The 13,559-nt window shown below is 50.3% G+C and carries 14 protein-coding genes; all 14 read left to right on the plus strand.

The features are described 5' to 3' along the window. Positions 1-460: 460 nt before the first annotated feature. The 14 genes from CWM53_RS09230 to CWM53_RS09295 all read left to right on the plus strand — a co-directional run bounded on the left by CWM53_RS09230 (position 461) and on the right by CWM53_RS09295 (position 13,491). Complete coding sequence (locus CWM53_RS09230; protein ID WP_100730422.1) at positions 461-1,546, plus strand: metallophosphoesterase family protein; 1,086 nt, start codon at positions 461-463, stop codon at positions 1,544-1,546. After that, on the plus strand, positions 1,546-1,779 hold the full coding sequence (locus tag CWM53_RS09235) for a hypothetical protein (protein ID WP_072196416.1): 234 nt from the start codon (positions 1,546-1,548) through the stop codon (positions 1,777-1,779). The genes CWM53_RS09230 and CWM53_RS09235 overlap by 1 nt, the downstream gene beginning before the upstream one ends. Continuing rightward, positions 1,776-3,692 carry an AAA family ATPase gene (locus tag CWM53_RS09240; protein ID WP_100730421.1) on the plus strand — a complete coding sequence of 639 codons (1,917 nt, stop codon included), beginning with the start codon at positions 1,776-1,778 and terminating at the stop codon, positions 3,690-3,692. Before CWM53_RS09235 ends, CWM53_RS09240 begins: the two co-directional genes overlap by 4 nt. A 25-nt stretch (positions 3,693-3,717) precedes the next feature. Further along, positions 3,718-4,428, plus strand: coding sequence for a hypothetical protein (locus tag CWM53_RS09245; protein ID WP_165785059.1), 711 nt, complete (start codon positions 3,718-3,720; stop codon positions 4,426-4,428). Positions 4,429-4,437: 9 nt separating this feature from the next. Next, positions 4,438-5,007, plus strand: a complete 570-nt coding sequence (locus CWM53_RS09250) for a hypothetical protein (RefSeq protein WP_040177334.1) — start codon at positions 4,438-4,440, stop codon at positions 5,005-5,007. Positions 5,008-5,082: 75 nt separating this feature from the next. Continuing rightward, positions 5,083-7,386 (plus strand): class 1a ribonucleoside-diphosphate reductase subunit alpha, encoded by a 2,304-nt coding sequence (gene nrdA / locus CWM53_RS09255; protein WP_060577913.1) that lies wholly within the window; start codon positions 5,083-5,085, stop codon positions 7,384-7,386. A 130-nt stretch (positions 7,387-7,516) separates the two neighbouring features. Beyond that, positions 7,517-8,659: a class Ia ribonucleoside-diphosphate reductase subunit beta gene (gene nrdB, locus CWM53_RS09260; protein ID WP_100730419.1), complete on the plus strand. Its 1,143-nt coding sequence runs from the start codon at positions 7,517-7,519 to the stop codon at positions 8,657-8,659. Between the two features lie 77 nt (positions 8,660-8,736). Continuing rightward, on the plus strand, positions 8,737-9,612 hold the full coding sequence (locus CWM53_RS09265; protein WP_100730418.1) for a phosphoribosyl-ATP pyrophosphohydrolase: 876 nt from the start codon (positions 8,737-8,739) through the stop codon (positions 9,610-9,612). Positions 9,613-9,805: 193 nt separating this feature from the next. Continuing rightward, the gene (locus tag CWM53_RS09270; RefSeq protein WP_047065804.1) at positions 9,806-10,909 is read left to right on the plus strand and encodes a thymidylate synthase; all 1,104 of its coding nucleotides are present in this window, start codon (positions 9,806-9,808) and stop codon (positions 10,907-10,909) included. Between the two features lie 19 nt (positions 10,910-10,928). Beyond that, positions 10,929-11,324 (plus strand): hypothetical protein, encoded by a 396-nt coding sequence (locus CWM53_RS09275; protein ID WP_164514958.1) that lies wholly within the window; start codon positions 10,929-10,931, stop codon positions 11,322-11,324. After that, a complete protein-coding gene (gene dfrA50 / locus CWM53_RS09280; protein ID WP_046882085.1) occupies positions 11,321-11,797 on the plus strand; it encodes a trimethoprim-resistant dihydrofolate reductase DfrA50 in 477 nt (158 codons plus the stop codon). Before CWM53_RS09275 ends, dfrA50 begins: the two co-directional genes overlap by 4 nt. Then, positions 11,797-12,441, plus strand: coding sequence for an AAA family ATPase (locus tag CWM53_RS09285; protein WP_100730417.1), 645 nt, complete (start codon positions 11,797-11,799; stop codon positions 12,439-12,441). Before dfrA50 ends, CWM53_RS09285 begins: the two co-directional genes overlap by 1 nt. A 63-nt stretch (positions 12,442-12,504) precedes the next feature. Further along, on the plus strand, positions 12,505-12,924 hold the full coding sequence (locus CWM53_RS09290) for a hypothetical protein (protein WP_100698791.1): 420 nt from the start codon (positions 12,505-12,507) through the stop codon (positions 12,922-12,924). A gap of 9 nt (positions 12,925-12,933) precedes the next feature. Continuing rightward, entirely contained in the window at positions 12,934-13,491 is a 558-nt protein-coding gene (locus CWM53_RS09295; protein WP_023279505.1) for a 3'-5' exonuclease, read from the plus strand. Positions 13,492-13,559 lie beyond the last annotated feature (68 nt).

The raw sequence follows: 13,559 nt of genomic DNA on the forward strand, positions 1-13,559 counted from the left end.
CAAAGGTAATGTAAGCATTCTAGGGAAATTATGTCATTAACATTTGATTTCCCTAATATCTAGTTAAGTTAATGTTCGTCCCTCTCTGATAGCCTACACGCCCACTTACCTTTCTAAGTTTCGTTATGAGCTGGAGTGGTCAGTGAAGGTAACTCAATTCTTAATCGTTGGCATTCTCACTCCCTCTTCCTACTGATCACCTTCTGAGATGATTAAGAAAAAGTTCCATAGAATGATACTTATCAATAGGTTATGTGTTCTTCAGCCTAGAGGATTTCACCATCGTCTTCATAAGCTCCATTCTTCGAGTCCACTCCTTTGAAAAATAGGTATGTACTTACCTATCCACTTTGCCATAATATCCCACCTTTAGATTTTCTAATGTGCCGTGTTTACTTGGTTGTTGGCCTGTTTTACATGCTTAGAATCTATATCAAAATAACCACAAAGGAAAATACACATGACGTTGCCATATGGGGTGATCTCCGATCCCCATTACCACAAATGGGATTCATTCTCGACGACCGATGCAGATGGTCTCAACTCTCGGTTGGCCATTCAGTTGGAGGCTACAAAAGAAGCGGCCATCGCTATGAAAAAAGCAGGCTGCACCCACATGCTGGTGGCCGGCGACACATTCCACGTCCGCGGAACCGTATCCCCTACCGTACTCAACTACGTCTCCGATGCCTATGAGTGGATCGTCAAAGATCTGGGGCTCAGCGTTGCGATGCTGGCTGGCAACCATGACCTCGAAACGAACGACTCTGTCTACAGCGCTAACGCCGCTGCGGCGCTAAAGTCGATTGGCGTACAGATCGTCTGCGGCCGTAAGCCCCACAGCATCAAATTGGGTGACGTCACAGTCCATATGGTGAGCTGGCGAAACAACCACGCCGAGTTAATTAGCGACCTGAAAGCACTTCGTGCGCGGCTTGACGGGGATCTGCACGACGTCGTGATTCATACCGCCATCAACAAAGCTATCCCCACAATGCCTGATGTTGGCATCGATGCGCAGGAGCTGAAAGACATAGGCTTTCGCCTGGTGCTGTCCGGCCATTACCACAACCACAAGGAGGTGATCCCCGGAGTTATCAGTGTCGGCGCGCTGACGCACCAAAACTGGGGGGACGTAGGTTCGCTGGCGGGCTACATGATTGTGAACCCTGACGGCTCGTTCAGTCATTTCGAAACCTCGGCGCCGAAATTCGTAAACCTGGAAGACGATGTGGATGACAGGAAGATACACGGCAATTACGTGCGCTTCCGGGCCGTCGTCGAAAACGATGAGGAAGGCATCAAGCTGCAGAACGTCCTGAAATCCATGGGAGCGAAAGGTGTTGTATGCAACTTCATCCGCAAGGGCTCAATGATGGAGGGTACTGCCAGCACCTCAGAGACCAGCAAAATCGACAGCCTTGGCGAGTCTGTTTCTGCTTACTGCAAAATCGTTCATGACACAGACGGTGGATTTGACCTGACCAAACTGAATGCCTTGTGTCAGGAGATCCTCACCGAAGCGGAAAGTGCGGAGGCGGTGTAGTGACTTCCTCCCACAATAATTTCTGGGATTTCATCCAGATGATTAAACGGCTTGAAAGCGGGAAGCCCGTTTTATTCCAGAAGCCCTATCCGCCAGAAGGAAACCCACAGGCGTTTTACCTTGGTCAACTAACGAAACGTGGCCTCCTGTCACGCAACTCCTTCCCGGCACATACGGAATACCGCCTTCGCAAAGGGCAGAAATTGACTAAAGCAATTCGAGGCAAAGCATGAAATTTTTAACGCTCGAAGTGGAAAACTTCATGGCGCTGGCAAACGCCAAGGTCGAGCTTGATCAGCGTGGGCTGGTGCTCATCCAGGGTGTTAATGCCGGGGACTCATCGGCCGCCAGCAATGGCGCTGGTAAATCAACCCTCATGAATAGTTTGATGTGGTGTATTTATGGCGAGACATCCCATGGTGTTAAAGGTGACGACGTTCTCTCTACGGGCCATGAGAAGAACTGTCGCGTAAAAGTCACCATTGAAGACGAAGGTAAACGCTACGCCATTATCCGCCACCGCAAGCATAAGGAATTTAAAAACCGGCTTATCGTCCGTGGCGAAGACGGCGACATGACAAAGGGTAAAGATTCGCTCACCCAGGAGTTTGTAGAGCGACTGATCGGTGCGTCAAAAGAAGTATTTATGGCATCGATCTATGCCTGTCAGGAGGCGATGCCTGATTTGCCTGGCATGTCGGATAAAAACCTCAAAACCATCGTAGAAGAGGCTGCCGGCGTCGATCGTCTCACCAAAGCCTACGCGATTGCTCGCGAACGAGCCAACGCAGCTGCCGCACGCATGGAGACCACTAAAACCAAGATGGACGCCTGCTTGTCTCTGGTCGAATCGGCCCAGAATGAGCTGGAGTCTGCCAAAACCTCTTCTGAAGCCTGGGAGCGAGACCGCAGCGAACGGCTTGATGTCGCCCGTGCCGATCTGGTTGGAGCGGAAGTCACGCTCACTGAGGTCGAAATGGAGTTGCGCAGTCTGCCGGAGCAGATCCGCGATACTGAAAATGCCATCTGTAAAGAGCGGGAAAAACTTGCGTCCAAAGAAGAGCACGACGCCAAGCTGGTTAAGGTTCGTGGAGCGATCACTGATATACGCGCCAGCATCCGCATTACCGAAAACATCCAGAAGGAAGCGATGCAACGTGCTCGCGCATTCAAGGTGAAAGCGGAAGAAGTAAATACCAAAGTCGGGGAGCCGTGCCCTACCTGTGGCAAGGCTTATTGCGTTGAAGATCTGTCTACCGTGAAGGAGAGTTTTGTTGAACAGGCGCGCAGTGAGATCAGCCAAGCGCAGGCATCTGCAACGTCAGTGGCTAAATACCAAGAGCATCTTGAGAAGGCGCTCAAAATTGAATCATCACTTGTCGCCAGTACACCAGATGTGTCTGCCATTATTTCCCGAATCGAACAACTGACTAAAGAGCTGGGAACGCTTCGTCATCGGGAAAAAGAAGTCGTGGCTGTAGAAGCTTTGGTTGCCCGGGCGCGGAGCGAAGTAGATCGCATTACCAAAGAAATTAACCCATTTCTGGCTGTCATCAAACGCCATGAAGAAAGCCTGGCTGCCAATAAATCTAACTATGGTGTACTTAAAACTGAGTTAAAGAATATACAGGAGCAGGCTCTGCTGCTTGATAAAGCGCGCCAGGTCTACTCTCCTGCCGGCGTTCGCTCGCATATCCTGACCTCCGTGACGCCTTTCCTGAATGCCCAGACAGCGGAATATCTCAATACACTGTCGGACGGAAACATTGTGGCGGAATGGTCAACGATGGAATCAACCAAGAAGGGCGAGTGGCGCGATAAGTTCAATATCAGCGTGCGCAAGATCGGCGCCAGCAAAACCTTCCAGACATTGTCAGGTGGCGAAAAACGCAAAGTGCGCATTGCGTGCTCCCTGGCTCTGCAGGATCTGGTGGCCAGCCGCGCGAGCAAGAACATCGAGCTGTTTATCGGTGATGAAATTGACGATGCGCTGGATACTGCCGGGCTGGAGCGTCTGATGGGTATTCTGGAAGCAAAAGCGCGCGAGCGCGGCACGGTGATGATCATCTCTCACAAAGAAATGAAGTCATGGTTCCGGGAAACCATCACAGTGGAAGTGAAAGAGGGCCGCAGCTATGTCGTTTAATCTTAGCCGCACGCAGTTTTTGCAAATGTTTGCTGTGATGCAGTCATTCAGGCTGATTAACAGCTATACCGCTGCTGGGGCGGCTCCTGGTGTCGGTTGGCAAAATCTCAATATTGAGACGGAGCAGTTTACGGCTCTGAAGGATCTACTTTTCAAGACCCCGTTGATGCCAAGTCTGAAATCGATGCCTCCAGAGAGCAATGCGCCCATTCTGATCAACCCATTTTCGGAAGGTGGCTATCTTCCACACTCTGGGCCTGGGTTCGTGGTGATCCCGGACTCATCTGCGATGATTATCAAAGATGATGTGCTGTACGGGGCAATAGAGGCGCATACCAGCAGTGCGTTTACTAACCTGACTCGCCTGGCAAATGTACGTGCTGGGCAGGTTGCAATGCCAGGCAAGGCATTTGCTGGCATCAATTTCAATTGCGATTCACATGGGACATTTCCAGAAAGAGGTAAATTAAGCTTCGAGACTGAAGATGGCGATAAGGCAATTGCTGAGCTCTCTGTCCCCTATGTACTTCGTTCTAACAGGATGGTTGCGCGTAAGCTGATAGATATCATGTCCTACTTCATCGGGCAGAGCATGATCGACGCAGACATAGAAAATGGTGTGCTGACCAGTGACAACATACACGTGGTGAGCCGCATTCCAGAGCCCGTTCGCAAGTCTCCAGTTAAAACCCTGGAAGAGAAATTAATGGAATGCCCGGTATGGGCAACATGGTAAGGAAACTCTATGAGTAAAGTGATCAAAGTAGTTGGCGTCGACCCTTCAATGAGCAACTTCGGGCTGGCCATTGGTACGCTGGATCTGGATACAGACAAACTGGAAATCCATGGTCTTGAACTGGTTGAAACCAAAGCCGGCGGAACGAAGAAAACCGTCAGAGTAAACAGCGATGATCTGCGCCGGGCTAAAGAAATCTGGCGCACCGCCAGGCCCATCATTGAACAGGCCCACATGGTGTTTTGTGAACTACCGGTGGGTAGTCAAAGCTCTCGCGCGCAGACTTCTTACGGTGTATGTATCGGCGTTCTTGCTTGCGTTGATAAGCCACTTATCCAGGTTACGCCAAATGAAATTAAGCACTACGTCGGGAATAAACTGACCACATCTAAAGAAGAGATCATCCAGTGGGCGATTACAAAACAGCCTGATGCCCCTTGGTTGCGTCGGAAACAAGCGGGGAAAGACGTACTCGTTGCCAAGAATGAGCACCTAGCTGATGCCATAGCTTCGATATATTCTGGAATGCAGACAGACCAGTTCCGACAAGTGCGCGACGTTCTTAAAGGGATTTTATAATCCTCAATTGATAGGTAAGTACTTATTTAATACTATAGGCCACTACATTTAGTGGCCTTTTTTGATGGGTGATACATGATAAGGATTGTCAAACGTAATGGCTCCACAGAGCCGCTATCCGAAGAGAAGTACAACCGCGTCGTGATGTGGGGTGTAGAAGGCATACGTAACGTAAGCGCCTCTGCCGTAGCCATGGGCGCCGCCGCGAGCATTTTTGACGGCATGACAACTTCGCAGCTCCATGAGGCATTGGTTAAGTCGGCTGCAGATCTGATTTCGCCTGAAACTCCGAACTACTCCCAGGTCGCAGCACGCCTGAACATGTTCAAAATTCGCAAAGATGCCTTCGGCGAATACGCTTACCCAAGTTTCTATCATCATATCGTCAGCAACGTCAGCCGCGGCGTTTACGATGAGGATTTGCTTAAGTTTTACTCCCGCGAAGAGATCGCTGAACTTGGCGTGTATATCAAACCCATGCGTGACGAACTCTTTGGTTATGCCGCGACTGTTCAGCTGGCGAGTAAGTACCTCGTCCAGAACCGAGTCACCGGCGAAATCTACGAAGCCCCGCAGCAGCTGTATATGCTGGTGGGTATGTGTCTTTTCCAGAATTGGGAAGATGGTTGTGCCGGTAAAACACGGCTGGAAATGGTGAAGGGGTTCTATGACGTCACCAGTACATTCAAATTGTCTCTGCCCACCCCAATCATGGCCGGCGTCCGTACCCCGACGCGCCAGTTCTCCAGCTGCGTTCTGATTGAGTCCGAAGACAGTTTGAAAGGGATCAGCGCTGCGTCATCTGCCATTATCGATTACGTGTCGCGTCGTGCTGGCATTGGGATTGGTTTTGGCCGACTGCGTGCATTGGGGAGTGAGATCCGCAATGGAGAAGCCACCCACACTGGCGTAATCCCCTTTCTGAAACACTTCCAGACCGCTGTGAAATCATGCTCGCAGGGTGGCGTTCGCGGGGGCGCCGCGACGGCTTTCTACCCTATTTGGCATCTGGAAGTTGAAAGTCTGCTGGTGTTGAAGAATAACCGCGGCATCGAGGAGAACCGTGTTCGTCATCTGGACTATGGCGTAATGATCAACCGCCTGATGTATCGCCGCCTGGTACGCAACGAGAATATTACGCTGTTCAGCCCGCATGATGTGCCGGGGCTCTATGATGCTTTCTTTGTCGATCAGGACAAATTCGAAGCGCTGTACCTGCAATATGAAGCTGATGAGAGCATCCGCAAGAAATCCGTTCCCGCTGTTGATCTGTTCTCAACCCTGATGCAGGAACGAGCCTCTACCGGCCGCGTGTATATTGCGAACGTTGACCATATGAACGAACACGGCGCCTTCGATCCGAAAGTCGCTCCAGTTCACCAGTCAAACTTATGCATGGAGATTACGCTGCCAACTAAACCGCTGGCGTTTACCGATGACGCCGATGGTGAGATCGCCCTTTGCACGCTGTCTGCGTTTAATCTGGGGGCATTACGCTCACTGGACACGCTGAAAGAGGTTGCATTCTATGCGGTGGCTGCGCTCGATTCCCTACTCGACTATCAGGATTACCCGATGGCCGCAGCGGAAATTCCGGCAAAAGCACGTCGTAGTTTGGGCGTCGGCGTTACCAATCTTGCGTACTATCTGGCGAAGAACGGATTTAACTACTCTGATCCGGCCGGCAACCAACTGGTGCATGAAACGTTTGAAGCGATCCAGTATTACCTGCTTGATGCAAGTTGCCGGCTGGCAGAAGCCAAAGGCGCCTGTGATTGGTTTTCCCAAACTAAATATGCCCAGGGACAGCTGCCGATTGACCATTACCGCAAGTCGCTTGACGCTAACCCTGATACGTCCTTTGAGCTGAAAATGCCGTGGGAAGAGCTGCGTGGCCGCATACGCGAATATGGTCTGCGTAACTCTACCCTGACAGCTCAGATGCCGTGCGAAACGTCCAGCCAAATCACCAACTCCACAAATGGTATCGAACCGCCGCGTGGCCCAGTTTCCGTGAAATCATCCAAAGACGGCATTGTGAAAATGGTGGTTCCGGACTTTGCGGCACTGAAAGATCAGTACGAGTACCTTTGGGATATGCCGGATAACCGCGGCTATCTGACCAAAGTTGCGATCATTCAGAAGTTCTTTGACCAGGCTATTTCAGCCAACACCAACTATGACCCTACTCGCTTCCCGGGCGACAAGGTTCCAATGATGAAGTTGCTTGAAGATCTGCTCTTCGCTTATCAGCAAGGCGTGAAGACGCTTTATTACCACAACACACGAGATGGTGCCGGTAAGCGTGAAGACGATGATCTGGCCTCTGTTGCGTTGGTTGAGCCAGAAGATGAGTGCGATGGCGCATGCAAAATCTAATAAGCGTGGGGAGACATCCCCACCTTTCACTTCATTGAATGCCTCATTTTAACCAATAAGATAATAATTTGTTTAGAAGTACATCTAATCAAATTGTTTAATAATACCGATAACATTCAAAGGGAAACACATGAGTTACTCCACTTTCCGTTTGGGCGCTAACGACGCAACCAAAGAGCCTATGTTCCTCGGGCAGTCTGTCAACGTTGCGCGCTACGATCAGCAGAAGTACCGCGATTTCGAAAAGCTGATTGAAAAACAACTCTCCTTCTTCTGGCGCCCGGAAGAAGTCGACATAACCACCGATCGCATCGATTTCAATACGAAGCTACAAGAGCATGAGCGACACATTTTCCTGAGCAACCTCCGTTACCAGACTCTGCTGGATTCCGTTCAGGGACGCAGCCCAAACGCAACGCTGCTGCCGCTTATTTCTATTCCAGAGCTCGAAACGTGGGTGGAAACATGGTCGTTCTCTGAAACCATTCACAGCCGCAGCTACACCCATATTATTCGCGGCATAGTGGACGATCCGAGCATTGTCTTCGATGGCATTGTGACCGACGAGGAAATTATCAGCCGGGCTATCAGTATCTCGACAGAGTACGACAAGCTCTATGAGATGACCTGCGCGCGCCAGCATCTGGGAGAAGATGAATTCGAACGGCTCTACGTCTCCGAATTTGACGGAAAGCCCTACCCTCTCCAGCGGCAGCTGTTCCGTACTTTGGTATCCATCAACGCGCTGGAGGCCATTCGTTTTTACGTTAGCTTCGCCTGTACGTTTGCTTTTGGAGAAAGGAAATTACTTGAGGGCAACACCAAAATCATGCGTTTCATTGCGCGCGATGAGGCGCTTCATTGCGAAGGCACAGAACGAATGCTCCGGTTTATGCGTACAGGCCGCGAAGGCTTGCTATGGGCCCAGATCGCTGCGGATGAGGAACCATTCATCTATCAGACCATGATGGACGTTGCCGAACAGGAAATGCGCTGGGCGGATTACCTTTTTAAAGACGGCTCAATGATTGGTTTAAACGCCGATATCCTGAAAAGCTATGTTAAATACCGTACCAATCTTGCGATGCGTCGTCTTGGCCTGAAACCACTGTACCCGGAGATAAAAGATGACCCGCTGGTATGGATGAACAAATGGCTGTTGTCCGACACCTTGCAGATTGCGCCGCAGGAAGCTGAGCAAAGCACATACCTTGTTGGCCAGATTGACTCAGCTGTTGATCGCGCTGGCCTAAGCCAGTTTGCCGATTTGTAAGCCTGGATAAAGATTTTGTGGCCTGGTCGCTCTGGGCCACAATGAACGCGAAAAAAAGCAATAAGGAAAGAGAAAGCATGAAATTAACGAAACTGACCGACCATCTCAAACTGGCCACCGATAAGCTGGTGGGTTTCAAACCAGAGCCATATGAGCTGAACCCCGGCTTTGGAGAAGCGACTGAGAGTATTTACAAGATGGTCGACCAGTTCCACGAGCTGTTTCAACACCCGCGTCGTGTAATGCCCACTCCGGAGCTGCTGCGCCTGCGCGCTAAGCTGATCCATGAAGAGGCGGTAGAAGAAGGGCTGCCTGCAGCGAAAAATGGGGATATACAGGGATTGTTGGATGCAATGGCTGACTTCCTGTATGTGAGCGTCGGGACGATGGTAGCCATCAAAGGTGGGCTATCAACTGGTATGAGTTACTACACTCAGGAGCAAAGTGTCGATCGCTTTATTCATACCATTATGGTGCCTGGAAATACCGTCTTCGACGATATGGCCATCCCCTTCAATGAAGCAGAAGAAGCTGCGCTTATGCTGACCGCGCTGGCCGATAAACTTGAACATAACAAGGTAGATGATGCTGAGCTGATTCAGGATCTGCGCCGCGTGATGAACAAAATCTATGTGGCGTGCATGATGGTATATCGCCTGGCTGAATTCCTTGGCGTCGACGTCGTGGAGCTGGTGGCGGAGATCCACCGTTCTAATATGACAAAGCTGTGGCCGGCGGATGCTGAAGCGCGTCGTCTTGCCGTTGAGAGCTGTAAATATGATAAGAATGACCTCGGATTCCGCCATGCTGACGGCACTGACATGATGATCGGCTATCGCCTGTCTGATGGGAAAATCCTTAAATCGCCGACATATAGCGATGTCGATCTGTCTCACTTCCTTGAGCAAGCACAGGCATCTTCGCTGTATGAAGTAGTAAAAAACAGCTTGTAAGTACTAACTTATCAATATATATTGAAATGGACGTGTGATTTATTGTCCATTTCTATCCTTATCAATCTTTATTTTCGATAAAGTTGAGCGTTGGTGGCCCTTTGGCCACCATTTTTTTACTTAATTTCTAGCCTGGATGTCTTCTCTGTGTTTACAATGATAGGTATGTACTTACTTATTTCATGAGGTCATCTTGTCTTTTTTACTTAATCGAGAATTCAGTAACGGTCAGCTGGCTTCGAGCTCTTATGGCCGTGTAATCCAGACCGTTGTTGATACCGGTGTTCCCTCCGACGATCGCACCGGCACCGGTACGCTTGGCGTTTCTTATGTGCCTTCCTACTACATGCTTACCGGTGGGGCTGTTCCGCTCATTTCTTCAAAACAGGTAAACCTGAAACCGCTACTGGTTGAGCTTGAATGGTATTTACAAGGTTCAGGCAACATTGGGTTCCTTAAAGAGCATGGTGTGAAGATCTGGGATGCTTGGGCCGATGAAAATGGCGATTTAGGGCCTGTATATGGCAAGCAGTGGCGCCGATGGGAGGACACCAGAATTGTCCCTTACAGCGAGTATCGCCTTAAGGAGGACATCTTCTTAGAACGTGGTTATCGCGTTGAAGGTTACATTGGGCTGAATGAAGATCGCGTCGTTATCACTCGTGAAATCGATCAGTTACAACGTATGGTTGATCAGTTGCGCAACAACCCGACCGATCGCCGCATACTGCTTAATGCCTGGAATGTTGGTGAACTGGAGGACATGAAGCTTCCACCTTGCCACTTTGTGTTATCCGTATGGAGTCGTGAGCTCGATTTCCAGACCCGTTTGTCTATGGCCACCGATATTGGTATCCAGCATAACCGGCATGGCTATGAATCGATCTATACACAGATGCTTTGCCTGATAGAGCAGCGAGGCAGTATCTCTGAGCCAATGCTGGATGAGCTTGGTATCCCTAAACGTATCCTGAACTCCTGCCTGGTGCAGCGGAGTGTCGATACTTTCCTTGGTATGCCATTCAATATTGCCGGTTACGGCATCCTCACGCAGTTCATTGCGAAGATTACGGGTCACATGGCTGGCGCCTTCGTCCATTTCGGCTTTGATGTTCACATTTACAACAACCACTTGGAGCAGGTTGAAGAGCTACTGGCTCGCGAACATCCGGAGTCGTCCGACCCCATCGTCGTCTTCCCGCACGAATGGGAAGAGTTGGATGACTTCAAATGGGACGGCGTGCAGATCTTCGGCTACGAACCACTTCCATGGATTAAGGCTCCAGTGGCGGTGTGATATGGCCAGAGGCATGTATGTGTTATGTGAAATTGAAGATGTGCTGGCGAGAGCCGGCCATCGTAAAGCCGCTGCTGATGAAAACGCAGACACTCTCGTTGCAGGTGATGAGCTCATATTCCCCACCAGCCGCATGTTGCGTGGCTTTGCTCGCTCCGGTGCTGAAGTGGTGCTTATCAGCCACCGTCCGGAAGCGCTCGAAAGCGCAACCAAAAAATGGCTGAGAGATTTCGGCATTGATTATGACTGGCTGCACCTGGCACCACGTGGAGTCAATTACGATACCCATATAAAGCGCACGCTTGCCGCGCATAAAGATGATCTGATGATCGCGGCACTGGTGAGTTCATCACGTCTACGAGCTGCTCTGTCTGGTTTTCACCAGCGCCCGGTAATGTATGAGGTGTCTCAATGAAGATGATTGCAGCTGTCGGTCGCAATTATGAGATCGGTAGAGGAAACGAACTCCCCTGGCGCTGCCCCTCAGAGTTAAAACTGTTCAGGGAGCTCACCACAAACGCCACAGTCGTCATGGGCAGAAAGACAATGGAAAGTCTTAAGCGCCCGCTTCCGGAGCGCCACAACGTCGTTCTAACGCGCTCATCTGGGTTCATGCCCAATGGTTTTTACCCTGCCACTATGGACGATGTAATGCAGCTTGATGGTCCCGTTTGGGTTATCGGCGGTGAGCAGATCTATTCTCTGTTTCTGCCTCACGTCGAGGAACTCTGGTTATCGCATATGGGCGTAGACGTTCCTGACAGTGATGCTCATTTTCCGCGGCAAATGATGCGTAATCTCGGCTTCTTTCCTGTGTTAACGGCTCATACACAACGGGGAACGGAGGATGAGCCCGGCTTCCAACAGATTGTTTACAGAAGGTGGTAATGGATTACCGAATTGGGATCACTGGCGCTCAGGGCAGTGGAAAAACAACCCTGGCAAAGTTTATCGACGAGCATTACGGCATTCCGTATGTGGATGCTGGCGTCGGCGCACTGATGACAAGGCTTGGAGTCAACGTAGGCGATCCAATGCCGCTCTTTGAGCGTCTGCAGGTGCAGATGGAAGTTGCCCGCCATATTGAGCTGGTAACACGCGGAGCGGAAGGCTTTGTAATAGACCGTACGCCTGCTGATGTGATGGCTTATACGCTCGATTTGGTCGGCCAGACCAATGACCAACGATGTATTGATCTGGCGCTGGAAATTGAGCGTTTTTGCCACAAGACCGCGTTGTCCAATTTTAATGCCATTGCGGGGCTGCGCCCGGGCGTGAATTTGAGAGCACAAGATTATGAACGTGCCCAGAGAGGTTCGCTTGATCGTCTTTATGTCTCTCGTATCGACTCGTTGATGTGTGGCGAGCTGACAAAAATTAACTCTCTGGCCAAATCCGGAGATCTGCAGGTTTTCGTCCTATCGGAAACCTGCATTTCCGTTGACGCAAGAGCACGCTCGATCATGCGAGTAATCGACCGCCATGTGGAACGTATAGAGAGCCGTATCTCAAATCGCGTCACCTTCCACTGATTCTTGTTCCCCTGTGAAGGAATGCCAGAATAACGTCACCAAAAATAGTTTCAGGAAAACAGAATGTTAGGCGAAATATCTCTGGCTGATGAGTTAGATCGTAAAACGATAGAGGCGCTTACACGCATCGCAGACGAGCAGTCCCGATCGCTGATGACAGAACGAGAGGCCAGGCTGGCTATCAGAGCTGTTTTTGAGTCCGTTCAGGGATTGGTAGGCGATGATGTGGGAGAGGTTCTGAATGTGGCAATGTCCCAGTTCAGCGAACGCGGCAAGCGACCTATCTTCCCCATGCATATCAAAATGGCTGCCGGCACTGTTCTGTATGTGTCGATTTGTCTGGATACCAATGAAATTCGCATTCTCAACGTCACCACTGGTGAGTGGCGTGCGCCGGTAGAGTGCGAATCGCAGGAGGAGACCGTCAAAAAAGCAGCTCAATTCGTGCGTAGCGCACTGCTTAAAGGTGCCAAAAAGCTGTAAGGAGTAGTTATGACAACTATTGTTGCTGGGCTTGATATTGAATCTACAGGGTTGGACTTTAGGGCTAACCACAAGATTATTGAAATAGCCATTACCCGCTATGAGCTGGAGACCCAGAAGCACATTGATAGCCTGGCGATGCGTTTTAACCCACGGCGGAGTATCGATCCAAAAGCCCAGGCAGTGCATGGCATTTCGCTGGAAGATCTTTCCGCAGAGCCACTATTGTCTGAACATGCCGGTAAAATCGCTCGCTATATTAGCGATGCAAGCGTTTTGGTTGCTCACAATGGTGAAGCGTTCGACCTCCCCTTTATTCGCCATGAATTTGCAGAGTACGGCGTCACTCTCCCAGAGCTGCCTCTTGTGGACACTATGTTATCCGGATTATGGGCGACAGAAGACGGCAAACGGCCGCGACTGGAGGAACTCGCCTTCTCATTGGGTTTTGTCTATGACAAGACTAAGGCGCACAGCGCGCTCTATGATACCGATCTGATGATGCACTGCTTTTTCAAAGCACGGGAAAAATATGGCTTTTATAAGCTCCCATTTGAAAGCGCCTGACGGCGCTTTCGCACCTCTCATTATCCCAACTCCCTGTATTTACTTCTTTTCCGCCTAATAGGTTTTGA

Origin of the sequence: Klebsiella sp. A-Nf5 (assembly GCF_002810545.1) — a bacterium.
Taxonomy (GTDB): domain Bacteria; phylum Pseudomonadota; class Gammaproteobacteria; order Enterobacterales; family Enterobacteriaceae; genus Klebsiella; species Klebsiella variicola.

Coding starts and splice junctions, on each gene's coding strand:
- CWM53_RS09230 (WP_100730422.1), top strand. CDS start 461: ATGACGTTGCCATATGGGGTGATCTCCGATCCCCATTACCACAAATGG.
- CWM53_RS09240 (WP_100730421.1), top strand. CDS start 1,776: ATGAAATTTTTAACGCTCGAAGTGGAAAACTTCATGGCGCTGGCAAAC.
- CWM53_RS09245 (WP_165785059.1), top strand. CDS start 3,718: ATGTTTGCTGTGATGCAGTCATTCAGGCTGATTAACAGCTATACCGCT.
- CWM53_RS09250 (WP_040177334.1), top strand. CDS start 4,438: ATGAGTAAAGTGATCAAAGTAGTTGGCGTCGACCCTTCAATGAGCAAC.
- nrdA (WP_060577913.1), top strand. CDS start 5,083: ATGATAAGGATTGTCAAACGTAATGGCTCCACAGAGCCGCTATCCGAA.
- nrdB (WP_100730419.1), top strand. CDS start 7,517: ATGAGTTACTCCACTTTCCGTTTGGGCGCTAACGACGCAACCAAAGAG.
- CWM53_RS09265 (WP_100730418.1), top strand. CDS start 8,737: ATGAAATTAACGAAACTGACCGACCATCTCAAACTGGCCACCGATAAG.
- dfrA50 (WP_046882085.1), top strand. CDS start 11,321: ATGAAGATGATTGCAGCTGTCGGTCGCAATTATGAGATCGGTAGAGGA.
- CWM53_RS09285 (WP_100730417.1), top strand. CDS start 11,797: ATGGATTACCGAATTGGGATCACTGGCGCTCAGGGCAGTGGAAAAACA.
- CWM53_RS09290 (WP_100698791.1), top strand. CDS start 12,505: ATGTTAGGCGAAATATCTCTGGCTGATGAGTTAGATCGTAAAACGATA.
- CWM53_RS09295 (WP_023279505.1), top strand. CDS start 12,934: ATGACAACTATTGTTGCTGGGCTTGATATTGAATCTACAGGGTTGGAC.